The organism is Euzebyella saccharophila (genome assembly GCF_014855495.1).
In the GTDB taxonomy this organism is placed as follows: Bacteria; Bacteroidota; Bacteroidia; order Flavobacteriales; family Flavobacteriaceae; genus Euzebyella; species Euzebyella saccharophila.
On sequence record NZ_JACYFJ010000005.1, the window covers coordinates 138207 to 164583 of the forward strand.

A 26377-nucleotide genomic window follows, 5' to 3' on the forward strand; every position below is an offset into this window, starting at 1 on the left:
TTTCGGAGGTCAAACTTACATATATTTTTTCTTCCGCTTATAGCGCCTTACCATAAATTTAACCATAATGAACGCATCTAAATACAGTGTTACTAAGCACTTGATGAGATTACAGCTATTCCTTTTTATCGCTTTTTTGTTGCCACAGGTTTTTTGGGGCAAAAGTACGTCTACATTTCAAAATGACGACAAATTTACCGTTGTTTTGGATGCAGGACACGGTGGCCATGATCCTGGAAATTTAGGAAACGGTTATCTGGAAAAAGATATTGCCTTAAAAATTGTTTTGAAAGTGGGGGCCATTCTTGAAAAGAACAAGGATATAAATGTGATTTACACCCGTAAGGATGATACGTTCGTAGATTTGTATGTTCGAGGACAGATTGCCAATAAGGCCAATGCAGACGTGTTTGTTTCCGTTCATTGTGACTCCCATAATTCCAATGCCAACGGCGCAGGTACTTTTGTCTTAGGGCTTCATGCCAATAAACAGAATTTTGAGGTGGCCAAAAAGGAGAACTCCGTAATTTATTTGGAGGATAATTACCAAAATAGATATGCGGATTATGATATTAACTCCCCGGAATCTGTAATAGGCCTTACCATCATGCAGGAGGAGTTTTTGGACAATAGTATCACTTTGGCAAAAGCAATGCAGGATAATTTTTCGGGAAAACTTAAAAGAAATGATAGAAAGGTAAAGCAGGCAGGTTTTATCGTTTTACATCAAACCTTTATGCCCAGTGTTTTGGTAGAAACAGGGTTTCTTACGAACAAACAGGAAGGTGCCTATTTGAATTCCAAAAACGGGCAAACAGAAATGGGCACCGCCATTGCTGAAGCTATATTGGCCTATAAAAACAATGCTCAAGCGAATATGGCCGATTATGCTGAAAACGTAGTTGCTGCCCCAGAGCCCAAGGCTGACGAAACTGAGAAAGTGATTGAAAAACCTAAGGAAACGGTAGAAGAAAAAGAAGTTTTGCCAAAAGCAAGCCCCAAAAAGGAGGAAAATTTGGTCATTGCCAACGAGAATAATAGTTCTTCTGTAGCCAAAAAGAAGAAAGAAGCTTCGCAAATTATAAGGGAGGCCCAGCAAAACGCTTCAAATTCGGAAAAGAAGCGGGTTGAAACAGATAATACCGGTGTTGTGTCTTCCACCAAAGAGGAAAAAGCAGCGGAAGAGATTATTGTTTACAAGGTTCAAATCATGGCGAGCGCCAAAAATTTGCCCCTAAGACCGGCATCTTTTAATGGGCTGAGCCAAGTGGCTAAAGAACCGTATAAGAACCTGTTTAGATATGTTTATGGGAGTACAAGGTCGCTCAGGGAGGCCAAGATGTTGAAAAGCAATGCCGACTTAAAAGGTTATACTTCATCTTATATAGTTGCGTATAGTAATGGTGAAAGGATTCCCTTTAAGGAGAGTATCAAATAGCTTTAGGACAAGATAAATCATAACCTTCCATAATTTATTTCTAATTTTGTTAAGGACGAAAGGATTTTAAGTAGTCACTTTAACCCCAAAATCGAGTCATTTGAAACTATCTAGGGAAATTAAAACAGGAATTATTGTTGTTGGCGGTATCCTGTTGTTCATTTTAGGATTTAGCTATTTAAAATCTTCACCACTATTTGAAAATGGCAAAACACTTTATGTAATTTACAAGGATGTGGGCGGTCTTCAGACAGGTACACCGGTAACTATAAACGGTTTTGCCGTGGGGAATGTTACGGATATCAGCTTTAAGGATAGGGGAGGAAGCCTACTTGTTACCTTGTTTGTTAAAAGTGATTTTGAATTTTCCAGTAAAAGTCCTGCAGAGTTATATGATACAGGAATTATAGGCGGTAAAGGCGTGCAGATAAAACCGGTTTTTGATGGCGCCCAATTGGCAAAAAGTGGTGATACGCTTCCAAGCCTAACGCAACCAGGCCTTACCCAATTAGTACAAAAGCAATTAACACCTTTACAAAGAAAGGTAGAAGGAGCAATGACCAATGCGGACACCTTGCTAAGAAATGTAAATGATGTGCTAGATGATAATGCCCGTAAGGATTTACGTGAAACGTTAAGTGGATTAAATGCCACGGTGGCCAGCTTTCAGCAAAGTGCACAAGTTCTTAATAGAATATTGAGCAATAATGAAGGAAAGCTTGGTACTTCTCTTGAAAACTTTGAAGAATTAACGGCCAACTTTGCCAAGTTATCCGATTCATTGAACAATGCCGGACTAGGAAGAACCTTGGCAAGTTTAGAATCTTCCATGGCCAATTTAAACAGTTTAATGGCCCGAATAGAAAATGGGGATGGCACCTTGGGTAAGTTGATGAAAGACGAAGAACTTTATGATAACCTAAATAATGCTTCTAGGGAACTAGACCTTTTGCTTCAGGATTTTAGGCTCAATCCCAAACGGTACGTCAATGTTTCAGTTTTTGGAAAAAAGCAAAAAGAATATGAGCTTCCCGAAGAAGACCCTGCGGCCAGACCAAATGTAGAGAATTAAAAGATGACATATTTACCAAATGTTTTATTTGCGGTAGTCTTAATAGCCGCAATAGGTTATTTTGCAAAAAATGTGGGCCGATTAAGACGAAATATCAACTTGGGTAAGGACGTTGATGTTTCCGATAATCGGAAGGAACGGTGGCAAAACATGGTCAGGATTGCCTTGGGTCAGTCCAAGATGGTGGTAAGACCAGTAGCCGGCCTACTTCATATTATCGTTTACGTAGGTTTTATCATTATAAATATTGAAGTACTTGAAATCATCATCGATGGTTTGCTAGGTACACATAGGGTATTTGCGCCATTAGGTGCTGCCTATGACTTTTTAATTGGTTCCTTTGAGATTCTGGCATTTCTTGTGATTGTATCCGTAGTTGCTTTTTGGATACGCAGAAATGTAATTAAACTACGCAGGTTTTTAAAGCCCGAAATGAAAGGTTGGCCAAAGAAAGACGGTAATTTAATTTTATATATTGAGTTGGTGCTAATGCTGTTGTTCTTGACCATGAACGCTGCCGATTATCAGCTACAGCAATTGGGCGCAGAACACTATACAAAGGCCGGCGCTTTTCCGGTTAGTCAATTTATGGCTCAATTAATGGAGGGAATGAGTATCTCTTCCTTAGTTATTTTGGAAAGAGCCGCGTGGTGGTTGCACATAGTGGGTATCCTGTTTTTTCTTAATTACCTGTATTTTTCAAAGCACTTACATATTTTATTGGCGTTCCCCAATACCTTTTATGGAAGGGTAACCCCAAAAGGTAAATTCAAAAATTTAGAGGCGGTTACCGCTGAAGTCAAATTAATGCTTGATCCTAATGCCGACCCTTTCGCTGCTCCTGCAGAAGATGCAGCAGAACCCGATAAGTTTGGCGCATCGGATGTTAGGGACCTCAATTGGGTGCAGTTATTGAATGCCTATACTTGTACAGAGTGTGGTCGTTGTACCGATGAGTGTCCTGCCAATCAAACTGGTAAAAAATTATCGCCTCGTAAGATAATGATGGATACTAGGGACCGTTTGGAAGAGGTTGGAAAGAATATGGACCAAGACAAGGGCGAGTTCAAGGATGATGGCAAGCAACTTTTGGATGATTATATAACAAGAGAAGAATTATGGGCATGTACTACCTGTAATGCATGCGTAGAGGCTTGCCCCGTGAGTATAGACCCACTGTCCATTATTATGGATATGCGGCAGTATTTGGTCATGGAACAATCCGCGGCACCTACCGAGCTGAATAATATGATGTCCAATATAGAGAACAACGGAGCGCCATGGCCGTACAACCAAATGGACCGTTTAAATTGGGTGAACGAATAAAGAAACGAAGATGAGCGAACTTAAGGTAAAGACCATGGAAGCCTTTATGGCAGAAGGGAAGCAGCCAGAAATATTGTTTTGGGTGGGTTCTGCCGGTAGTTTTGATGATAGGGCAAAGAAAATTTCTAGAGCTTTTGTAAAATTATTGAACAAAGCCAATGTGGATTTCGCCGTTTTGGGAACGGAGGAAAGCTGTACAGGAGATGTGGCCAAACGTGCAGGGAACGAGTTTTTGTTTCAAATGCAGGCCATGATGAATATAGAAGTACTCAATGGTTATGAAATTAAGCGAATAGTAACGTGCGATCCCCACTCTTTTAATACCATAAAAAATGAGTATCCTGAACTGGGCGGCAATTACGAAATACTGCACCATACCCAATATCTAAAGGAGCTAATGGATGCCGGTCGCTTACAAATAGAAGGTGAAACATTTAAGGGAAAACGCATTACTTTTCATGACCCTTGTTATCTGGGCAGGGCCAATTCTGTTTTTGAAGCCCCAAGACAAGCATTGGAAAAGACCAATGCCACTCTGGTAGAAATGAAAAGGCACAAAAGAACGGCACTATGTTGTGGTGCAGGCGGGGCACAGATGTTTAAAGAGCCGGAAAAAGGCGATATGGACATTAATGTCATGCGTACCCAAGATGCCTTGGAAACCAATCCTGATATAATTGCAACGGGTTGCCCGTATTGCAATACCATGATGACAGATGGAATAAAAGCTCATGAGAAAGAAGATAAAGTAACGGTTTTAGACGTTGCCGAGCTTTTAGCGAACTCTTAGAGAACCCTATAACCAAAAATATATGCTAGTAGCATTTGATTCCCTTCCTGGAACAGCTAGAATTTGGATTTACCAAGCCAATAGAAGCTTCTCAGATGAGGAAATTACCCAAATTCAAATAGATTTAGACGCTTTTGTAAAACAATGGACAGCCCATGGAAGCTCGCTTCATGCGGGATATGAAATTAAATATAAGAGGTTTATAATCCTTGGTTTGGACCAATCCGTTGCCTCTGCCTCAGGTTGTTCCATTGATGCCTCGGTCCACTTTATCCAAGAATTGGAAAAAAAGTATGAGGTTGAGCTTTTGGATAAAATGAATGTTTCCTATAAACAGGGCGAGTATATTGCTTATAAGCCATTGGCAGATTTCAAGAAAATGGCCAAGCAAAAAGCAGTTTCTAAAAATACCGTTGTCTTCAACAATCTTGTGAATAATAAGCAAGAATATGAGGAGTATTGGGAGGTGCCCGCTTCGGAAAGCTGGCATGCACGTTTCATGTAATCCTTTAAAATTTATAGACCTTCTTAGGTATTGGTTTCATTATATATATCCGATGAAATGCAATATTTGTAATTGTTTTTAGTTATTGCCATAGATTGGTTCATATTACAATGCGATTTAAAATACTATTCCCCTTTTTATTAATAACCTTTTTCTTTGCCCAAGCACAGAAGAATCCCTTGGTCGCAAAGGATAGTATTGCCCAGAAAAACTGGGTAGATAAGCAGTACAGTCAAATGACCTTGGATGAAAAGCTAGGTCAGCTTTTTATGGTCATGGTAGCTTCTGACCAGTCAAAAACTGCCACTGATGCGGTAAAATCACTCATTGAAAACCAGAAAATTGGTGGAGTCATATTCTCTACGGGAGGGCCTATAATGCAAGCCAAATTAACCAATGAGTACCAGGCCGCCTCAAAAGTGCCATTGCTTGTTGGAATGGATGCAGAATGGGGTCTGTCCATGCGTTTGGATTCTACCTATGCATTTCCTTGGAACATGACGTTGGGGGCTATTGAGGACAATACCATAGTGGCCGCCGTAGGTAAAAGAATTGGGGAACATGCCAAAAGGTTGGGAGTACATATCAATTTTGCGCCGGATATTGATATCAACGTAAACCCCAAAAATCCCATAATTGGTAACAGGTCTTTTGGAGAAGATAGGGAGAACGTAGCGGAGAAAGGTATTGCCTTTATGAAAGGTATGGAAAGTGCTGGAGTCCTTTCTAGCGGAAAACACTTTCCAGGGCATGGCGATACCGCTACAGACTCACACCACGCCTTACCAATGATCAATTTTAGTAGGGAGCGCCTGGATAGTTTAGAACTCTACCCTTTCAGGAGATTGATAGAGGAGGGACTAAGCAGCGTTATGGTAGGGCACTTGGAAGTTCCCGCTATGGAAATTAAAGAAGGATTGCCATCCTCCCTTTCAGAACAAATAATTAGTGGGGTTCTAAAAGAAGAGCTTTGTTTTGAAGGTCTGGTGTTTACAGATGCCCTTAATATGAAGGGGGTTACCCAACATGGTAAGGATGGTGATGCAGAGGTGGCCGCTTTTATGGCAGGCAATGACATTTTGTTAATGCCTACGGAAGTTTTAAAAGCAAAGGAGAAATTGACCAAAGCCTATAAAAAAGGAAGAATTTCCGAAGAACGCTTGGCTTATTCCGTAAAAAAAATATTGAGCGCCAAATATAAAGTTGGCCTGCATTCATACAAACCAGTGGAAACTAAAAATCTTTTTAAAGACTTAAATTCCTTGGAAGATGATATTCTTTATGAAGAAGCAATAGAGAATGCCATTACTGTTTTGAAAAACGATTTCTTTCTAATGGGAATCAAACGATTGGAAAATAAGAAGATTGCCTATGTAAAGTTTGGAGATGATTCTGCAGACCCATTTCTTGAAACCCTCAACAAGTACGCAGACGTCACGGAGGTTTCAGGGAATGATATTGCTTCGTTAAAAAAGAAATTGGAGGAGTACAATTTAGTGATTGTGGGCCTTCATAAAAGTAATGAGAGCCCTTGGAAATCCTATAAATTCTCACAAAAAGAATTGTCCTGGCTGCAAGAATTGGCTGCAATGAGAACCTCTAATCTTATCCTATCTGTTTTTGCAAAACCATATGCTTTATTGGATGTACCTTCTTTTGACCATATTGACGGGGTGGTGATGGCCTATCAAAATAGCTATTTTGCCCAAGAAAAGGCTGCGGAGATTATTTTTGGTGCCATAGGTGCCAAGGGAAAATTACCGGTATCGGCTCACAAAGAATTTCCGGTTAATTCACAAATAGAACTTAAATCCTTACTCCGCTTAGGTTATAGTTTTCCTGAAAGGGTAGGGTTTGACCCTTCCAAATTGGCTCAAATAGACCAATTGGTTCAAAACGGTTTGGATTCTTTGATGTTTCCGGGAGCACAAGTATTGGTCGCAAGACATGGCAAGATCGTATACAATAAGGGGTTTGGTAAGCCAACCTATGATTCCAAGGATAGCATAACCCCCAACCATATCTATGATCTGGCCTCCATTACTAAAATTTTGGGTACGCTTCCCATGATTATGAAAATGGAGGAAGAGGGAGATATCGCCCTCAATAATACCTTTCAGGATTTAGTACCAGAATATGCAGATTCAGAATTAAAAAATGTAACCGTTCTAAAAGCGTTAAGTCATTACGGTAGACTGCCTGCATGGATAGCCTTTTATGTAGATACGTTGGATAAAAACCGCAAACCCTCCAAAGAGTTTTATAGGGAAGCACCTATGGATGGGTATTCCATAAAAGTTTCGGACAAACTTTATTTAACCGATGCCTATAAGGATTCCATTTATAACCGAATAGGAAGACAGGAATTAAAATCCAATCGGTATCGATATAGTGATGTAGCGTATTATGTGATGAAGAAATATATAGAGGATAAAAATAAGGAGTCATTGGATAAGTTGGTAGATGAATTTCTCTATAAGCCTATCGGTGCTTTTAGTACCAGTTATAATCCTTTGAATAAGTATCCGAAGGAACGAATTGTACCATCGGAAGAAGATAAATATTACCGTTACGAAACCGTGCAGGGTTATGTACATGATATGGGAGCGGCTATGCAAGGAGGCGTGGGTGGCCATGCCGGTCTTTTTAGTAATGCCGAGGATGTAGCAAAGATCATGCAAATGTATTTACAAGGAGGCTACTATGGCGGAACTCGTTTTTTTGACAATCGTACGGTGAAGAAATTCAATACCTGTTATTTCTGTGACAACAAGGTGAGAAGGGGCGTGGGCTTTGATAAACCCCAATTGGAAGACAAAGGACCCACTTGTGGTTGTGTTTCCCGTAAAAGTTTTGGGCATAGTGGTTTTACAGGGACCTATACTTGGGCCGACCCAGAAGAAGAGCTGGTTTACGTTTTTCTCTCCAACAGAACCTATCCCACGGCTTCCAACACGCTTTTAGTAAAATCTGGGCTACGAACCCGTATTCAGCAGGCAATTTACGACGCATTGGAAAATTAATTGTGTTCTTCTTAACTAAACCTTAACTATTCCTGTTTGAAATTACAGCGAGGCAAGCCCGACAGAGATAGAGGTTTTAGTTAAATTTGAAGAATGAAAATAGCTATTGTTTGTTATCCTACCTTTGGTGGTAGCGGTGTTGTTGCAACAGAGTTGGGAATTGCCTTGGCAGATAGAGGTCACGAAGTACATTTTGTAACCTACAAGCAGCCCGTACGTTTGAGTCTGCTAAGTAACAATATTCATTTTCATGAAGTTCACGTACCGGAGTATCCGCTTTTCCATTACCAACCTTATGAATTGGCACTATCCAGCAAACTGGTAGATACCATCAAACTTCACAAAATAGATTTGCTTCACGTGCACTACGCCATTCCGCACGCGTATGCTGGGTATATGACCAAAAAAATGCTGGAGGAAGAAGGTATGTATGTTCCCATGATAACAACACTTCATGGTACGGATATTACATTGGTTGGCAAACACCCATTCTACAAACCTGCTGTAACGTTTAGCATCAACCAGTCTGATGTGGTTACGTCGGTCTCTCAGAACCTAAAGGAGCGAACCTTGGAATTTTTTGATATCAGTAGAGAGATACAGGTTGTACCCAATTTTATCGATAAAAAGAAATATAGCCATTCATTTACCGATTGTCAACGTTCCTTAATGGCAGATGATCACGAAAAAATAATTACACATATAAGTAATTTTAGAAAGGTTAAGCGTATTCCAGACGTAATTGAAGTTTTTTATAGAGTAGAAAAGGAAATTCCTGCTAAGCTCGTTATGGTAGGCGAGGGGCCACAAAAAGAAGTCGCGGAACGTTTATGTGATTCTTTAGGTATTTCCGATAAAGTTATTTTCTTGGGAAACAGTAATGAGATTGACCGAATATTATGCTTTTCGGATTTGTTCTTACTGCCCTCCGAATCCGAAAGTTTTGGTTTGGCTGCCTTGGAAGCCATGATTAATAGAGTGCCTGTAATCTCCAGCAATGCAGGAGGGATACCAGAAGTAAATATTGAAGGGGTCACTGGTTATTTGAGCGATGTTGGAAATGTGGATGAGATGGCCAAAAATGCCCTCAAAATTCTGGTAGATGAAGCCAATTTGGAAAAGTTTAAAAGTAACGCAAGGGCATCTGCAGAACGATTTGATATTCTAAAAATACTGCCCTTGTATGAAAATCTATATGAAAAGGCCTATAAAAGTAGGTTTGACAGATCATATTCCTGATGTTAAAACACTCTTATTGTTCGCTTGGGTGTTGGTATTGACTTCCTGTAACGCCCAAAAGAATACTGCAGTCAATAGTTATTCACATAAGGATGAAAAAGCTTTAAGTAGGGTATTGGTTGATTATCACGATGCATCCGCTTTTGATAGGACGATGGTGATTCGTGATAAAAAAGCTTTGACCAAATTTTTTTCATCTGTCAATAGAACAAGAAAGCCCGGTTTGGCAGTGCCGCAGATAGACTTTTCAAAAAACATGCTGGTGGTTCATTTTTTTGGGTTTACCGAACGAACCGAAAATTTGGGTTTGTCGGTAATGGAAGAAACGGAATCTACCATTCTTCTAGAAGAGAATTCAGACACCCAGATAAATTCGGATGCTACCTCTAGGATGCTTCCTTTTGGAGTTTTTAAACTCCCTTCTTCCTTAAAAGAAATACGAGTAAAAGCCCATTAGAACAGCTATTAACAAAATTTTGGCGCCATAGGACGATTATAATTGCCTTTTGAGTATTTTTTTGAGAGCCCGTACTTAAGGGCTTTATTTTTGTAGAAGTATTCCCAAATCGTATTGAGCATGAAAAACTTGGCAATTCTCTCCATTCTTGTATTTTTTATTTCGCAGCTGTCAATCTTCTCACAAGAACTGGGACCGAATCTTGAATTAACTTCAAGAGACAGTATAATTGAACGCTCGTGGCACGTGGGTATTGGATTAAATGCCGTGGACGATTCTGGGGATATGTTTGATGAACTGTTAGCGGTCGATTCTCAATGGAACTATGTGTATTTTCCTTCCCGTATCAACTTGGGTCGCTACTTCAAAAGTGGTATAGGGGTAGATGCCATTGCCACTTACAATAAATACCAGGTAGGAAAGCTGATAGAAGGGAGTATCAATACTGTAGAAAAAGACTATTACGCCATAGATTCTAGGGTGACCTATGATTTAATGAAGGTTTTTAAAAAAGATTCTTGGTTTGATCCGTACGTCGGGGTAGGCTTAGGCTACACCAAGGCAGATAATGTAGGGCGGGGCACCTACAATGCAGTTATCGGATTTAGAACTTGGATTAGTGAAAGATTCGGAATCGACTTTAATTCCACGGGAAAATGGAGAATCAGTAATGATAATGCAACCAACCACCTTCAGCATGGGGTAGGAGTGGTCTATCGTTTCGGTATTGAGAAGGTACTGAACGAATCCGGAGAAGAAAAACTGGCCTTGATGGAGGCGTTGGAAAAGGAAAAACAACGACAGCTAGATTCATTGAACCAAGTAGAAAAGGAAAAAGAGCTGGCAAGAAAATTGGAAATGGAAAGGGCCTTGGCACAGCAAAGAGCTGAAGAGGAAGCCAAAAAAGCTGCAAGGGAAAATCTTCTAAAAGAAATCGAATTACAAATGGAGGGTCTTGGCAATGCCTACTTCGATTTAAACTCCTCCTACTTAAATAAAAATGCCAAAACCGTTTTGATAGGTTTGGCAGCGATGATGGAAAAATATCCGCAGCTGGAATTGGAAATTTCTTCCCATGCAGATTCTAGGGGAAGCGAGACTTACAACCAGTGGCTATCGGAACGGCGCGTGAACAGAACGCTTGAATTTTTAAAGAAGCAAGGAGTGCCCGAAACAAGACTTCATGGAGAGTCCTTTGGGGAAAGTCAATTATTGAACGATTGCGACGACCATACGTATTGCCCGGAAGACAAGCATCAGATTAATAGACGCTCTGAGTTTAAAATAGTAAACTACTAGGTTGTATTTTAAGGTAAAAGCCCTTTATCGAACCATTTCTTTTTTACCCAAAAGTTCAATTTAATATAGTAATAGGCTAAATCAACAGGTTTTGAAGCCCAATACAGTCCTTTACTATAAAGAAAAGGCTTGACCTTTACCAAATACCTAAAAACTTTTTCCGGGGATATAAGAAACCGTTTTAATAAGGTAGTTTTAGAGGTTTTAAGTTGCTTTGGATCATAGGCGATACCCACCGTATTGGCCCCTACATTTTGATAGAAACCTTTTGAAAGGTTTTTCACGAAGTTGATTTTTCTTTTGGTAGAAAAGATACCCGTTTTCAAGGCCATATCGGTCATATAGTCCTGAGCCATTTCTTGGGTGTAATCGATGGGTCTCAAAGCATGAAAAAGCTGCTCGAACTGCTCGAACATAAAACTCTGAATAGGTGCAATATACGTATCGTAAACGAATTTCTCATTTTCTTCATGGCGTTCTACCGTTGGCGACATCGGGTTGTTGGCGTAATAAAGCGTGCTCCCATGTGGAGCCGCTAATAACTGCTCATAGAGTTGGCCATTGGCCATTAAAATATCATCGGATGATGTTTTGTTGGGATATATCGAGAAATTAAGACCGAACCTTTTCGTATCTTTTTGAATATTGTAAATCTCTTTTAAACCTACATAGTAGCCCGTTACCGGAATTTCTTTGTCAAAATACTTATAAAGGGCTTCTTGCATGGTACCTCCCCAGCCTACATCGACAAGGGTAATGCCTTCTTTTTCATAATCGACTCCAAAAGACTGTAAATAGTTGATAAAAGCCTCTTTTTGAATTTTACGATTTTTCTCATAGGCCTTTTGAAAAGTTTCGTTTTTCTTTAAGGCGGCCATAATTTCCGAATTAAAGAACTTCGGCAATGTTTCATCCGCCGGAAAATCTAGCTCGCTCTTTATTTTTATCTTAGTTTCGTCCGAAAAGGGAAACCAGTCTAAAAAATGGGTTAGGGACATATCCCCGAATTTTTTCATGAGAGGCCCGAACTCCTCCTCTTCTATAGGCTTCAGTGCTAATTGCGTGGCAGACTGTCGGGAAGCCTTTAAATAATGAGTGCTTATCCTGCTTTCTTGGGGAAACTGATGCAATTCTTGATAGCTGTCAAATAACGCCTTTAGGTAATGTCCCTCTCGGGCCAAAAAGAATAAATCCTTTATTTTATTTTTTCGGGCATTGATGTATAGCCGTTCGGTAAAGAAGTAAAAATGGAGAATAAATTCACTAAAGGCATATTCGCTTTTTAGGCATATTTTTTCAATACTTCGGCAGGCCTTATAAAAACTCTTCTGGTCTTTACCCAACAAATTTTGTTTGTTTCTAATTTTATGGGAAAAGTGCTTTAAGTGTATGCCGGTTAACCCTTTCTTTTCAGCATTGATTACATCACTTTGCATATTATCGCCGACCATGACAACTTTATCAGGACTAACCTTTAAACGTTGGAGAACATCATCGTAAATGCTTCCATTTTCTTTACAGGCATCTACACTGCAAGAGACAAAAATATCTTCAAAAAGGTCTAAAAAACCGTGGTGTTCGATTATTTTGGATATGACAGCCTTGGGTAAATAGAAATCCGAGACCAAATAAATAGTATAACCTTGGGTCTTTAGTCGATATAATTCAGCAACAAGTTCTTCATTGGTAAACTGAACCGCTATTTCAGAAAGAATATCAGCTTCTTTATAAAGGGCGCTAAAATTTTCAAAATCTTCTTGATTTAGTATATCGCTGTGTAAAAGTCTTAAATAAACTTCCGTTACTATTTTTTCGTAAGCTACCTCTAGATAATTTTTTTGTTCCTTTTTAGCAACAAATTCGGTCGCATTTGAGCGAATACCAAAAAGTTGATCGGCCGTAATGGTTAGCCCTAGTTCCCTGACCATAAATTTGGCCCAAATCTTTAGGGTATAATTTGGGTGGACCTTACGGTGTACAAGGGTGTCGAAAAAATCTGTAAACAAGACATTCTTGTCCTTTAGATTTTCTATCTTATTTTTAAAGTTTCTCACTTTTTGCGGGGTAGAAATGTAATGGGGGAAAGCGCTATCTAGAAGATAAGCAGAAAAAGAACAGGATACTTTCTATAAAAGGAAAGCATGATTTCTTCTTTAATTCCATCAATCCAAATCTGAAAATTTGATTTTTTTGGGGTATTATGTGTAGACACGTGTGCTCGTTTACGGGGTTTAACTGCAAATATCTACGACGAACTACCTTTTTTAGATGTTTTTTATGAAAATATTGGCAATATTTTCGATAAACGGTAATTTTTTATTCATATCGGGGATTTTTAGTTTTTAAATTTTTAGATACAACCTAGCTGAGCGCTACTTCTACATTAGGTAATATTGATATCTGCCACAGAATTAACAAAGTATTTGGGCATAAAAGGTTTGTTCATATATAAATGACCGTCAAAATGTATGTTAAGGCCATTATCGAGAATTCCAATAGACTGCCATCCTAATTTATTAGGGGATATAAAGTCTTTTCTAATATTATCTGCAATGTAACAATAAAGGCAATCTGGATATGCCTTTTCAATGGCCTTGTAATTGGCTTCATTGGGCTTTTCACTTCCTATTTCTTCAGAAATAATAATTTCGTCAAAGTATTTTATAAGACCCAAGGCTTCTAATTTATTTCGTTGGGTTCGACTCCGACCGTCAGTGATCAATCCAATTTTTCCTCCGGCTTTTTTAATGTCTTCAAATAAGGAACTAACCCCTTTGAAAGGTTTAATGTTGGGCACATGGTTTCTATAGAGGGAAATCAATTCTTGTATGTCTATTGAATACTGCTCAGAGATGTACTGAAAAACATTTTCTCCGCATCGGTATAAGGAGAACATTTTGGCGTAAAGAATTTCCCAATTGTTCGCATCTACTTTTTGGGCAATTTCCTGATAGGCCGATCGTAAATAGCTAATTTCGTTGTACAAGGTGTCATCTAAATCAAAAACAATGACGATTTTGTTATTAACCTTTATATCCATGCACTAAAATTTCGTCGTCATAGCGAATCATCAAAAGGTCTTTTTCCCAAATATCGAACGATTCTTCAATGGCCTCCCCGAGAAAATATTCTTTAATAATCCATTTGGGATAATTGGCCCCTGATAGATAGGAGAGGGGGTAGCCACCACCAAATCTAGGATTGATTTCTATGGCGTAAATTTTATCGTTTTCATTGTGCAGAAAGAATTGGGCAGTTAGGCAGCCTACAGCTCCATCTACTTTAGCCAGTTTTTCACGAATGTAGGGCACAAGCTTATTATGAACTGTTAGGGCCTTATACACCTCCCCATCTCTAACCTCTAATCTTTTTCTGGGTACCACACATTTAAGTTGGTGGTCCCTGCCGTAGTATAGGTCGCAAGTAAATTCATTGAATTCATTATGGTCTAGGTACTCCAAAAACATCAATTTTTCGTTTTCAAAGTGGTAGTCGGTCAACTCACTTTCATCTTTAATTAAGTAGGTATCGACGCTTCTACTTCCGTCAATCGGTTTGATAAACAAAGGAAGTTGGTAGTCCTTTTTTGAAAATTCCTTGGCTACCGATACTCCATGAGATTCAAAAAACTTGTGTATTTCCCGTTTATCACGGCATTTGGAGACAAACTCCTTTGATGCAATAACGGGGGTGATCCCATTTTCTTCCAACAGCTCCCTGTTTTCTGCGAGCATAAGAAGTTCGGTATCTATAGTAGGAACTATCAATTTAATATCGTTATCCTGGCATTCTTTAATCAATACCTTAAAATAAGTGGAGTCCGATAAATAGGGAACCTTAAAATGTCCGTCCGCTATTTGGCATGCCGCGGAAAGAACAGGGTTGGCGTCTGCCGCAAAAACCTTCCCATTGGGAAACAGTTTCTTAAGTTCTTTTTGAAATGCCCTAACAAGGGAAACGCGCCTTCCGGCAGAAGAAATAAGAATATTCATTTAAACAGGTTATAGAATGACCTAAAAATTTTAATAAACGGATTGATAAGTGGTTTACGGTTAAAGATAAAAACCAAAAAGGAATAACTAAAACCGTGATAATCGGGTCCCAAGAATTTTTTAAGGGGATAGGCGTCTATTTTTTCAAACCCATCGAGCATTTTTGGGATTTCCCCCACCGAAATATCGGATTTCATCAGTCGCACTAAAAGGAAAAAAACAAAAGACTGTTGCCTGGTCTTAAGACGTTTGAGGCATGCTTTCGCATTGGGGTGGTCTTTCGGAAGCCGTTCCATTAATTCATAATAGACGTGGGCGGCATTGGCATTATCATAAATTACCTTGTTGTAATGCTCCCTGCTCTTGTTACGCATGGCTGAAGTTGGCAAAATACGATAGCGGTGCACATCCAAATCAATATGTGCCATTCGTTTTGCTTCACAGAACAGCTCGGCGGTCAATATCGCATCTTCCATCCATTTGCCTTCAATAAATCGGATGCCCGTAGCTTTTATAAAGTCTCTTCTGATGATATACCACCATATTTCATTTTGGTACTTTTTGTTGGCGATATACGTAATTCCGTCGGTAACGTTTAAGTTATCAGGTACTTCTTCTAAATTGGTGTCTGAAATAGGGTACTTGGTCTCAAAGACCGATTTGGTCTTAAAGCTGAGAATGTCCAATGAATTGGAATCCATCATTGACAACAAAAGCGGAACCGTATTCTGGGCCAAATAGTCATCCGGATCCATAAAATAAATGTACTCCCCTTGCGCCCTGTCATAACCCGAGTTTCTGGCGGCACCTACTCCGGCATTTTTCTTGTTAATTATTTTTACATGATTATACTTGCTAGCATATTCATTGGCAATTTCTAAGGTGCGGTCCTTTGATTCGTCATTGACGATGATAATCTCGTATTCTGAAGGCTTTAGATTTTGGTCCAACAAACTGTCTACACATTCTTGCAGATACAGTTCCATGTTATAACAAGGGATGATGACGCTTAATTTCATAGTTGTTTGGTACCGGTAAATACTTCCATGGTTGCACTTGTGCTAGAGCTGATGCCATCACTTTTAATCACTTTTTGAATGGTCAAAAAGATAATTTTTAGGTCTAGCAAAAAAGACCGATGGTCTACATAATAGACATCATACTCGAATTTTTTCTCCCACGAGATGGCATTACGGCCATTTACCTGGGCCCAACCTGTGATGCCCGGGCGTACTTCATGCCTTCTCTTTTGGTGTGCGTTATAAAGGGGAAGATACGAAACCAATAATGGTCGTGGACCTATAAGGCTCATATCTCCCTTGAGAACATTAAAAAGTTGGGGAAGTTCGTCCAAAGATGTTTTTCTAACAAATTTACCGGCAGTTGTCAAGCGTACTTCATCCGGTAGCAGGTTGCCCGCTGCATCCTTTTGGTCGTTCATGGTTTTAAACTTCCAGATCTTAAAGACCTTTTCATTTTTGCCCGGTCGCTGTTGGGTAAAGAAGATGCTGCCTTTGTTGGCCAATCCTAGAAATAGCATAACCAATAGAATAACGGGCGAAGCCAGCAGCAAGACAAAAAGGGCGATAAAAAAATCAAAAATTCGCTTAAAAAAATGCTTGTACATGGGCTGTTTGCATAGGTAGGGCAAAATAAACATAATTATTTTTAATAATACCCATACCTAGACGAAGATCAAGTTTTTTGGTTATTAAGTATATATTTGATGGAGTCGAGAATGTGCGAATTGATAATTTGGACATCAAATTTTGATTCTGCCAACTTTCGACTCTCCAAACCCATTTCTTGAATTTTCTCAGGATTGTCTATAAAGTATTTTACGGCATTCTGTAGGGGCTCCCTTAGTTTTGGTTCAATTAAAAAACCATTTATACCTTCTACCACTGTTTCTTTACAGCCGGGTGTATTGGTAGTAATTATGGGCATACCGGAGGAAAGCGCTTCTAAAATGGAACGAGGCACACCTTCTCTGTAATAGGTAGGCAAAACAAAGACGTCCATTTTTGCTAGTAAACCTGCTACATCATTTGATTTTCCATGGTAGATGATTATATCTTGCTCATGTAATTTTTTAAATTCCTCTTCGCTAATGCCACCGCTACCAGTAACGCTAGGGCCTCCAATAAAGTGAAATCTCGATTGTGTATAGGTGCTGCGTAATTCTTTGGCTACCTCCACCAACAGATTAACGCCCTTTTCTTTCATTAACCTACCTACGATTACAAAATCGATGGTTGCTTTAGAAACCCTGGGGTGAAAGGAAAACCAATCCAAATTAATACCAGACCCATCTACCACTCTGGTTTTCTGGGACCGGGATATAATTTTCTTTTCCAAAAAGAGCGCTTGGTCGTCCTTATTTTGAAAAATAACCATTTTGTTACTTCGCAGTGCGTACCGGTACAAGCTCTCTGTAATACGTTGTAATATTTTTGCTTTGGTAGAAACGCCGCTAAAGGTGAATCCAAGACCAGTGATAAGGGAAACAACAGGAACATTCAGTGACCTAGCTGCAATAGAACTATACACCACGGGTTTTATGGTATATGGAAAAACTAAATCGATTTTATTTTTTCTAATGATTTGCTTTAATTCTTGAATACTTCCATAATCCTTTAAGGGGTTAAGACCGGTACGTTGTAAACTAAACTCCTCACAATGAGCGCCCAGCTCTTCTATCTTATTAGTATTTTCTTGCGAAAAATTAGGAGCGGCACAAACCACTTCATAACCATTGGCTATTAAGTGTTTAATTAAATCTCCCCTAAAGTTTAATAGGGACATATCTAAGGAAGCGACTAGTAGTATTCTTGATTTGGGCATACGATTGTTAAGTAATTAATTTTTTTGTACCTCTCCTTTTAGAAATATACCCTTTAAGGAAGGTGCATAACCATTTCTGAATAAAAATTTTCCCAAGTCCTAGCCTTCAGGTATGCATCAAAGATAGGTCTATTGTTAGTAGTATCTTCCTTTAAAGCTTTTTGTATGGCAATGATAAGGGCTTCTTTATTCTCTGTTGGACACGTGTAAATTTGAGGTATTTCATCTATACCACCAGCACTTAGGGTGGCAACAACAGCAGTATTTTGAGACATCATTTGCAAAAGTACATTGGGAAAACCTTCTATTCTAGAAGAAAGTACACATACCTCCGCCTTCTCAAAAAAACTATAGACATTGTTTACATAACCTGGCATATGAATACGGTCTGTTAAGCCATGTGCGTTAATTTGGTGGTTAAGACGTTCTCTTTGCGGTCCTTCTCCCAAGATAACCAAATGTAAATGTGGATTCTGTTCTGTGAGCCTGCCAAAGGCGTCTATAAGTATATCAAAACCTTTGGCAGGGGCCAATCTGCCAGCGGCCACAATAAACTTTGTATTTTGATAGAAAGGTTCAAGCGCCGCCTTTTTCGAATTTATATCTTGAAAATTAAAAGGATTGGGTATGGTTTTTATATGGAGCTTTTTTGAAAGTTGTGGTAATGAACTAACCAACTGATTCTTCATATAGTCCGTCTGGGTAATGACCAAGGAGCTACCTTTGTATCCCAAATGATAAAAAAGACTATAAATTTTTAATTTATACCCTTTTAGCAATTCAAAGATAGAATTGGATTCCCTAACGATTACATGGGCATTTAAAACTCTCAGTCTTTTGGCCAGCCCTAAAGTTCCATTGATGATGGTTTGGGAGGAAAATGAGTGGGTTATGTTCTTATTATTCTTCAATAAAAGGTAGGGGATGAGCCAAAAAGCGCCTAAGAAATAAGAAGAAAAATTGAAATAGGTCACTTCCATTTCTTGCTCCAAAGGTACCCAGCCCTTACTATGTTTTTTGGTGAGAATAATCACCTTGCATTTATGACCTTTTTGTAGAACAAACCTTCCAAAACTTTGAACAATATGTTCAGACCCCTGAATACTATCAGTAGGAAGGACAAGGAGCCAAGTTTTATAAATATTGTATAACACAATTACTTTTCGATTGGTAATTGAAGCATTTTCCCAAATTTATAATCCCACTCCATTGGAGTGAATTTATCAAAACCAGCACCTGGATGGAAGGTGAGTTCACCAAAGTAAATTTTTCCCATTACTAAATAAAGGTCTACTCTTACACAGATAAAATCCTTAGCTAACTTTTCGGCAATGGCGATCATTTTATCAAGCGATTTAGGTCTTTCAATATTTATACCATTTGAATATCTAATCGTGAATGGTAATAAATTCCATTTTGGGTCATATAAATTTCTTTTATGATTTGTTGCTCGATTCAAATCCACTTGGATAAAGGCGACTTTGCCATTAAGGCAATGGAATTTGAAGTCGGATGGTATTTCATTGTTTTTATCTAAAAGTAATTTTTCAATCACTAACCTTGGTTGGATTTGCTTATACTGCCATTCTCCTTTTCCCGAATCGTAGTTCTTTTTAAGATTTTTTTTCCATTCTTTTTTGAGGTCAGCTAAATCTATTTTAGATTTATCCCTAATCACCCAAACACCTCCACTATCATGATTAGTTTTAACAATAAATGGATATTCTGGTAAAATACTAGAGGTGATTTCATTAGCATCTAATGTTTGGTAAACTAATGGGATAAGGTATTTTTTCCCGATATTTGACTCTATATAACTTCTGACCATGTACTTATCTGCACATTTAATATGCAAATCACTTCTATCGTTGACTTTTAGCCATTGAAGTTTTTCATTATATGTTGTAGGTTTGGTCAAATTCAATGAATAACCTAGAGAACGTTTAAATCTAGTTTTTATAAGTATTGTTTCCGGAATGATTACATTTCTAAGTTTTAGTAGAGGAAATATTAAAATTTTTCCTAAACGGGTATTGTAATATAAATTTCTGAAAAACTTGAACATTATTATTCTTTTGACTGTAATTATTTTGAATTAAGTAAATTCTCAAAATGTGCTAACCATTGGTCGCCTATTAGATTAATATCAAATTTATTTAGCGCATTTGGAGCTTCAATTGCAAGTTTTTTTCGTAAGGAAGTATTCAACATTAAATGCTCTAGTGAATTGGCCATTTCCGAAATATTTTGATTTTCAACCAACCAACCGTTTTCTTTATGTGAAATGATATCAGATGGGCCAGAAATACAATCATAGGCAATACAACAAACACCTTGGGACATGGCTTCTAAAAGAGTCATAGGTAGTCCTTCAAATCTTGATGGCAATATGAATATTTCTGATTGTTTCAGCAGCTCTCTAATATCGCTTCTAAACCCAGTAAAAATAATTTGCTCCTCAAGGCCTTTGTCATGAACTATTTGACTTAATTTCTCAAGACCCTCATCTCCACCGCCAACAATTTTTAACTTCCAATCTTTTAAATCGGGCAAAACTTTTTCGGCAATTTCAATCAAGTTGTCAAAGCCTTTATGATGATATCGGTTTAAATCCCCTATAGCCAAAATAACTTTTGTTTTATTTTTAGGTCTAGAGGTAATTTCATATTCCTCAACCCTTACAAAGGTGCATGGGTTTGGTAACAATTGAACATTTTTATGATTTTTTCTGAAGTATGGTACATCGTAAGATGTTAGGACGGTAATTAAATCTGCAAATCGATAAATTTTTTCGCGGAGAATTCTCTTGATTAAATTATTGCTGTAGCTGTGGTTAATGTGTTCTGAGATGATTATTTTAATATTAAAGATTTTAGCTATTGGTATTGTACAGAAAGATAGAAGAGTTATATGTGAACTCATAATATCTGGACGATTTTCTTTTTTCCTGTAAAAGCTAAGCAAGCTAAAGAAGCCATTAACAACAACAGAATGAAATAATGGATGATTATGTAATTTTATTCTTTTAATTTCAGGTTCTAATTCATAATTGTCACTACCTGTAAAGGTAATTATTCTTATTTCCAAACCTTTTTTTGAAAGGTGGTTGGCTAATAAGCTAACTACTCTTTCTGCACCACCACCGCTCATTTTATTGATTAAAAAATCTATTTTCATTTTTCTAATTTTGTAAAACTAGTTCTTTACCTAGTTGAATATCGTATTTTTCAGGAATTATGGGTGCGTAACCGCTGTCATGATGAAAAGTGATTTCACCAAAATATAGCTTTCCATCTACATCGTACCAATCTACTCTAACATATACAAAAGGTTTTGCGAGTAATTCTGAAAGTTTAATCATTTGCTTAAGACTTTCTGGAGGAGCGACATCATAATTTGCGGGGTCGGTAAACTTGTTTTGACCTTTTTTTGAAGACCATCTATATGGTTCTCTTTTCCAATGAATATCATACCAATTTCTATAATGGTATTCCGTTCCTCTGTCAATATCAACCTGAATCATTCTTACCTTTCCATTAAAGCAATGTAATTTATAATCCATGGGAATTTTTCCATCCTTCGTTTGAAGAAGACTTTCTACAATTACACATGGTTTTATGTTTTTGTACTGCCATTCTCTAGAATATTTATAATAATAGTTTTTTCTCAACCTATTTCTTAATTTTATTCTTATGATGTTTAAGTCAACATCTTTTTTGTTTTTTACGAAGTATCCACCACCGCTATCATGATTGGTTTTGATTATACAAGGTTTATCAGGGAGATTATCGTTTGTAATTTCCTCAGAATATGACGTTCTGAAATACAGTGGAACCAAGTATTCCTCACCAATTTTTTCAGAAATATATTCTCTTACAGCATATTTGTCTACGCAACGGGTATGTAGTGGAGAGCGGTCATTTATTTTTAACCAATTTATTTTTTCATTTAACGTAATTGGCTGTTGAAAATTAACTTTTCTTCCAAAGGCCTGCAAAAACATTTTATTTATTACCTTTTTATCAGAAACTATATGTGTCCAATAATAGTTGTATAGACTCAAACCTATCTGAATTATGTATTTACCTACTGCACCAGATTTACTGATTTTTTTTAAAATTTTTTTCATATAAATTTATTTTCTAAAAGCTCCTTTAAAAATTATTTTAAGCCAAAATATTTTTTTGAAGCTTCTTTACATTTAAATATGCGAAAATACTTAAGAAAATGTTGCAGTAGTTATCAAAGTATCCGTGCCCTGTAAGTAGAAATATGGTAATTGCAAACGCTAAATAAAAATTTTCCGGATTATGTTTAAAGGTTTTAAGGCTTTGGAAAAGTATAAAAGTATAAATGCCTAACATTATTGAAAAAGGTATAATTCCAGATTCTCCGAAGATCATTAAATAGGCGTTATGAACTCCAGGTAAACCGGGGGCTTTGGTTTGAAATGAATAATACCCATTTCCAAAAAAAGGTTTTTCTAAAATAAAATCTGTATAAATTGCCCAAGTTTGAGTTCTAGAGTCCTCCTCTAGAGTTTCCGTTTGAACTTCCTTGTCGCTACTAAATATGCTTTCAATGGCATTAAACCTTTCTTCATTTAAAGAGAGCATACTTGAAATTGTAAAAAAGAAGATGAATGCTCCAGCCCCTACAATTGGAGTTACCAAATTTTTTTTACTTCTAATTATGGCTATGATGTTGATTAACAGCCAAATCAATATGAAAGTTCTAGAGAAAGTAAATACCCCGGCAATAGTCAAAATGAACTGACCACTTAATCGTAAGACGGAGTGTTTTATCAAATAACTAAGGGCATAACCGATAACGCAAATTGATCCTGCAAAATTGGGATTTAAATAAAAGCCGCTATATCTGCCGTATGTTGGATAAAAATTTGCATTAGCAAGAGGAAAAATCACCGCGTTAATTATGATGGAACTCGCTCCTATCAATAAGATGTAATAGATTTCTTTTTTTGTACTATCCTTTAAAACTTGAGCAGAAAAAAGTACGACGACAATTGACCTCACAAATTCTTTTAAGAGATCATTTTCCCCGATTCCGTAAATAGGATTTAAACCACTAAAAATAAAATATAAAAGAGTCAGAATTAAAAAAGGTATTGGTATTGAAACTCTACTTTTAGCAAAAAGAAAATATATAACCAATAATAAGGTGGAAGCATAACTGCTAAGTGAGCCTAGCATGGGACTAAAATAAGCTCTCAAATAACTAGGTAAATTCCACAGTATTAAGATTAATATTAAGTACCTAATTACCTTTACGCTTTTACTCATAAATTAAATACTGTGAATAATAAATACAGAGATTAGGAATGAATATTCTTTTCTATTTAAAAAAGAACAATCATATTCTTTTATTTTCTTAATCGATATTGAGATTTAAGATACTTGATTATCATTTTTGGCAAAAATAGTTCGATAATATTCTTGGGCAAATTTAATTAGTTAAACTGAGCCCAATTACTGTTTTTAGGTTAATTATATATTTGAGATGATGCATAATTCATAAGAAAGGTAGGTATGAAATAACTTCATTGCTATGTTTTGCTTGGCCTTTGTTATTTTGCATCGGGGCAGTTCAAATAGTAGATTAATGAACTGAGAATTTATAGCCTTTGCGTGATATTGTATGAAATTAAATTTTTAGGATTTATGTACATATCTGTACGAAAACCAAAAATGAAATCAAACACCTATATCGAGACCCGAGTTATAATTTTAAACATAAAAGGACTTTTTGGAATAATTGCTCTCTAAATCCAAGGATAATGTTTTTTTAACCCCTAAAATAAAATATTCTTAATATAATTTGTGAAATATTAAAAGTTTCGCAATTTTAGTTGAAAGTTAATTTTGAACTAATTCATAAAATCTTATAGGAAAAAAATGGGTAAATATACTATACGTTTATTTAGTTTTTTTAAAAGTTTAGAATCAAAAATTCATCACTTTTATTTTAAAAAATTAAAGGCTGGTTATACAAATTTGAAATTGAAAATGAAGATTAGAAATCTGCTAAAGCTAAAACCGCGTAAGAGTCTATCAAATGATCATAAAAGAGAAATCAAAGCATTTTATTCTGAAAAAAAATTTGGGAAAGTAAGTACATTATGGCATAAATACTTTACAGATTGTAACGGGATTTTTTCTGCAAAATATGTACCTGAAAACATATATTACATCCATTTAGAACCTTTGCTGAACGGCAATTTTGATAAACGTATATTGGCTGATAAAAATTTGTTAGAAAAGTTGTTTTTTGGTGTAAAACAACCTGAGACTGTGGTGAAAAACATAAACGGATTTTTTCTTAAAGGAAATAAGATTATTTCATTTGATGAAGCTTTAAAAGAGTGTTTAATAAATGAAAATCTGATACTAAAACCAACTATTGAAACATGGGGGGGTAAAGACGTAGTTCTTGTAAAAAAAGATGACGGTAATAATCTAGAAATTGTTTTAGAAAGGTTATTTATTAAATACGAAAAAGACTTTATAGTCCAAAGGCAGGTACTGCAGCACGAAAGTATGGCTATACTTAACAGCTCATCCATTAATACTTTAAGGGTGATGTCCTTTCTAAACAAAAGCAATGAAGTACAAATTCTATCTTCATTAGTTAGGATGGGAAAGAAAGGTTCTGTTACTGACAATGTTGCAGGAGGTGGTTTTGTATGCGGAATAAATACTTACGGAAAATTGAATAATGTAGGTTACAATAAGGAGGGTGAAAAATTTTATTCTAATAGTTCGGGATTGAAGTTTGAAAGTGTTTCGATTCCTTTGGCACCAAAAGTTTTTAATACTGCTAAAATTCTACATCAGCAAATTCCTTATTTCAGATTAATTTCATGGGATTTGTCTTTGGACCAAAATGGCGATGTGGTTTTAATAGAATACAATGTATTTGGACAAGGAATTAACATGCATCAATTAAATAATGGCGCCGTACTAGCAAACATTTTTGAATAAACTAGATGATTAAGAAAACTCTAGTATTCTTTTAACAGCAACTTTTTCTTACTTTCTTTATAGGTAAAGGCGAACATTATTATATTTTTTATAATGACAACTATTGTCGTACAAATAGCAATACCCAGTATTCCATAGTATTGTATTAATATATAATCTAATACGATATTAATCACTAAGGCAATAAGAGAGACATATGCCATAAAAGCATTTTTGTTAATACTGGTAAGAAAATTAACATTAATCATGCCTGCAATGGTAAAGGGAATATAAATCAAGAAAATCTTCTGTATTATAGAAACTAATTCGGTATCCCTAGGTGTAAATTCTTTGCGCTGATAAAATAATTCTACAAAAAAATCTGTAAATAATATTCCCAGTACGGCAAAAAGAGTTCCACCTAGAAATGTTATTTTCATCATTTTGAATACCATTTTAAATGATTTCTGTCGGTCATCTAAAATAAGTTTTGAAAAATAGGGTAACAAAACATTAGTTATAGCAATAACTAAAATACCTATTAAAAATGCGGGCATCTTTTTTCCATAGTTAATTGCAGCAATTGAACCTATGGCCAGTTGTGCAGCAAAATATTGGTCTACTACACCGTTCATTCCAGTAAGAAACCCGGAAGAAACCTTGGCGGGAATTTGAGAAAACATAATTTTGGCATTTTGGCTTCGGAAGTCAGGTCTAGATAATTTTAAGATATTTTTTCTCTTGCACAATAAAAAGAAATATAATAAACCAATTATTGAACCCAAAAGTGTTCCTAGCGCTAAAACTAAATAACCCAATAAATCTCTTAGGAGAAATAACGAAGTAATTATGGAAATAGGTACGAATACTGTACCAAGAGAGGAATATCTAAATTCTCCATAAATATTTAACAAGCCACTAAGTAAAGAAGATAAACCCCAAATAAAAATACAAGGAAGTAAAAACTGAAATTGTCTTTTAATCATTAAATAATATTCTTCGGTATGACCTTTAAAAAAGGTTTCAAGATAAAAGTCAGTAAAAAGGTATGCGATGAGCATAAAAAACAAAGAGACTAAACAAGTAACGATAAAACCAGTAGATTGAAATGAAGAAATTTCTTTTCCTTTTTTTAATTCTGCCACATAACTTGGTATAAACACGTTCTTAAACGCTCCAAGGAAAACAGTATCAATAAAACCAGGAACCAATGAAGCAATTAGAAAAGTGTCTAGGATTTCTGAAAGACCAAAATTTGCTGCTACTACCGATTCCTTATAAAATCCTATAAATTTAACAAGTATAGTTAAAATACCAACAGTAAGTATGTTAGTAATTACCTGATTTTGAAAAAGAGATTTGAAATCAAATTCTTTAACAATTTTTCTTAATTTATTAATCATTTAAAACAA

Annotated in this window: 22 protein-coding genes; 10 read left to right on the top strand and 12 right to left on the bottom strand. The window is 36.6% G+C overall.

Annotation, left to right across the window (positions count from 1 at the left end; all coding sequences use genetic code 11):
* The first annotated feature begins 67 nt into the window (after positions 1-67).
* The 9 genes from IL355_RS14945 to IL355_RS14985 all read left to right on the top strand — a co-directional run bounded on the left by IL355_RS14945 (position 68) and on the right by IL355_RS14985 (position 11149).
* Positions 68-1438, top strand: coding sequence for an N-acetylmuramoyl-L-alanine amidase family protein (locus IL355_RS14945; protein WP_225621270.1), 1371 nt, complete (start codon positions 68-70; stop codon positions 1436-1438).
* A 100-nt stretch (positions 1439-1538) separates the two neighbouring features.
* On the top strand, positions 1539-2510 hold the full coding sequence (locus IL355_RS14950; RefSeq protein WP_192462923.1) for an MlaD family protein: 972 nt from the start codon (positions 1539-1541) through the stop codon (positions 2508-2510).
* 3 nt (positions 2511-2513) lie between these two features.
* Positions 2514-3836, top strand: coding sequence for a (Fe-S)-binding protein (locus IL355_RS14955; protein WP_192462924.1), 1323 nt, complete (start codon positions 2514-2516; stop codon positions 3834-3836).
* 10 nt (positions 3837-3846) lie between these two features.
* Positions 3847-4626 (top strand): (Fe-S)-binding protein, encoded by a 780-nt coding sequence (locus IL355_RS14960; RefSeq protein WP_192462925.1) that lies wholly within the window; start codon positions 3847-3849, stop codon positions 4624-4626.
* A 22-nt stretch (positions 4627-4648) separates the two neighbouring features.
* Positions 4649-5131: an ABC transporter ATPase gene (locus IL355_RS14965; protein ID WP_192462926.1), complete on the top strand. Its 483-nt coding sequence runs from the start codon at positions 4649-4651 to the stop codon at positions 5129-5131.
* Positions 5132-5241: 110 nt separating this feature from the next.
* Positions 5242-8154: a glycoside hydrolase family 3 N-terminal domain-containing protein gene (locus IL355_RS14970; RefSeq protein ID WP_192462927.1), complete on the top strand. Its 2913-nt coding sequence runs from the start codon at positions 5242-5244 to the stop codon at positions 8152-8154.
* A gap of 93 nt (positions 8155-8247) precedes the next feature.
* A complete protein-coding gene (gene bshA, locus IL355_RS14975; protein ID WP_192462928.1) occupies positions 8248-9393 on the top strand; it encodes an N-acetyl-alpha-D-glucosaminyl L-malate synthase BshA in 1146 nt (381 codons plus the stop codon).
* Positions 9350-9850 carry a hypothetical protein gene (locus tag IL355_RS14980; protein WP_192462929.1) on the top strand — a complete coding sequence of 167 codons (501 nt, stop codon included), beginning with the start codon at positions 9350-9352 and terminating at the stop codon, positions 9848-9850. The genes bshA and IL355_RS14980 overlap by 44 nt, the downstream gene beginning before the upstream one ends.
* A gap of 120 nt (positions 9851-9970) precedes the next feature.
* Positions 9971-11149: an OmpA family protein gene (locus tag IL355_RS14985; RefSeq protein WP_192462930.1), complete on the top strand. Its 1179-nt coding sequence runs from the start codon at positions 9971-9973 to the stop codon at positions 11147-11149.
* Between the two features lie 8 nt (positions 11150-11157).
* Here IL355_RS14985 and IL355_RS14990 read toward each other — a convergent pair whose 3' ends face one another.
* From IL355_RS14990 to IL355_RS15040, 11 genes are all read right to left on the bottom strand, one after another.
* Complete coding sequence (locus IL355_RS14990; RefSeq protein ID WP_192462931.1) at positions 11158-13203, bottom strand: HAD family hydrolase; 2046 nt, start codon at positions 13201-13203, stop codon at positions 11158-11160.
* A gap of 329 nt (positions 13204-13532) precedes the next feature.
* The gene (locus tag IL355_RS14995) at positions 13533-14189 is read right to left on the bottom strand and encodes an HAD family hydrolase (RefSeq protein ID WP_192462932.1); all 657 of its coding nucleotides are present in this window, start codon (positions 14187-14189) and stop codon (positions 13533-13535) included.
* Complete coding sequence (locus IL355_RS15000; protein WP_192462933.1) at positions 14173-15141, bottom strand: ATP-grasp domain-containing protein; 969 nt, start codon at positions 15139-15141, stop codon at positions 14173-14175. The genes IL355_RS14995 and IL355_RS15000 overlap by 17 nt, the downstream gene beginning before the upstream one ends.
* Positions 15138-16160 carry a glycosyltransferase gene (locus tag IL355_RS15005; protein WP_192462934.1) on the bottom strand — a complete coding sequence of 341 codons (1023 nt, stop codon included), beginning with the start codon at positions 16158-16160 and terminating at the stop codon, positions 15138-15140. The genes IL355_RS15000 and IL355_RS15005 overlap by 4 nt, the downstream gene beginning before the upstream one ends.
* Positions 16157-16768 carry a sugar transferase gene (locus IL355_RS15010; protein WP_192462935.1) on the bottom strand — a complete coding sequence of 204 codons (612 nt, stop codon included), beginning with the start codon at positions 16766-16768 and terminating at the stop codon, positions 16157-16159. The genes IL355_RS15005 and IL355_RS15010 overlap by 4 nt, the downstream gene beginning before the upstream one ends.
* Before the next feature lie 68 nt (positions 16769-16836).
* Positions 16837-17985 carry a glycosyltransferase family 4 protein gene (locus IL355_RS15015; protein WP_192462936.1) on the bottom strand — a complete coding sequence of 383 codons (1149 nt, stop codon included), beginning with the start codon at positions 17983-17985 and terminating at the stop codon, positions 16837-16839.
* A 53-nt stretch (positions 17986-18038) separates the two neighbouring features.
* Entirely contained in the window at positions 18039-19139 is a 1101-nt protein-coding gene (locus IL355_RS19390) for a glycosyltransferase (protein WP_192462937.1), read from the bottom strand.
* Between the two features lie 2 nt (positions 19140-19141).
* Positions 19142-20050: an ATP-grasp fold amidoligase family protein gene (locus tag IL355_RS15025; RefSeq protein ID WP_192462938.1), complete on the bottom strand. Its 909-nt coding sequence runs from the start codon at positions 20048-20050 to the stop codon at positions 19142-19144.
* Positions 20051-20070: 20 nt separating this feature from the next.
* Positions 20071-21162, bottom strand: coding sequence for a glycosyltransferase family 4 protein (locus tag IL355_RS15030; RefSeq protein ID WP_192462939.1), 1092 nt, complete (start codon positions 21160-21162; stop codon positions 20071-20073).
* Positions 21163-21166: 4 nt separating this feature from the next.
* Complete coding sequence (locus IL355_RS15035) at positions 21167-22114, bottom strand: ATP-grasp fold amidoligase family protein (protein WP_225621271.1); 948 nt, start codon at positions 22112-22114, stop codon at positions 21167-21169.
* A gap of 37 nt (positions 22115-22151) precedes the next feature.
* A complete protein-coding gene (locus IL355_RS15040; protein WP_192462940.1) occupies positions 22152-23198 on the bottom strand; it encodes an O-antigen ligase family protein in 1047 nt (348 codons plus the stop codon).
* A 702-nt stretch (positions 23199-23900) separates the two neighbouring features.
* On the opposite strand from IL355_RS15040, the gene IL355_RS15045 reads away from it, so the two are divergent.
* Positions 23901-24986, top strand: a complete 1086-nt coding sequence (locus IL355_RS15045; RefSeq protein ID WP_192462941.1) for a sugar-transfer associated ATP-grasp domain-containing protein — start codon at positions 23901-23903, stop codon at positions 24984-24986.
* Between the two features lie 20 nt (positions 24987-25006).
* On the opposite strand, the gene murJ is transcribed toward IL355_RS15045, so the two are convergent.
* Positions 25007-26368, bottom strand: coding sequence for a murein biosynthesis integral membrane protein MurJ (murJ, locus tag IL355_RS15050; protein ID WP_192462942.1), 1362 nt, complete (start codon positions 26366-26368; stop codon positions 25007-25009).
* Between the last annotated feature and the right edge of the window lie 9 nt (positions 26369-26377).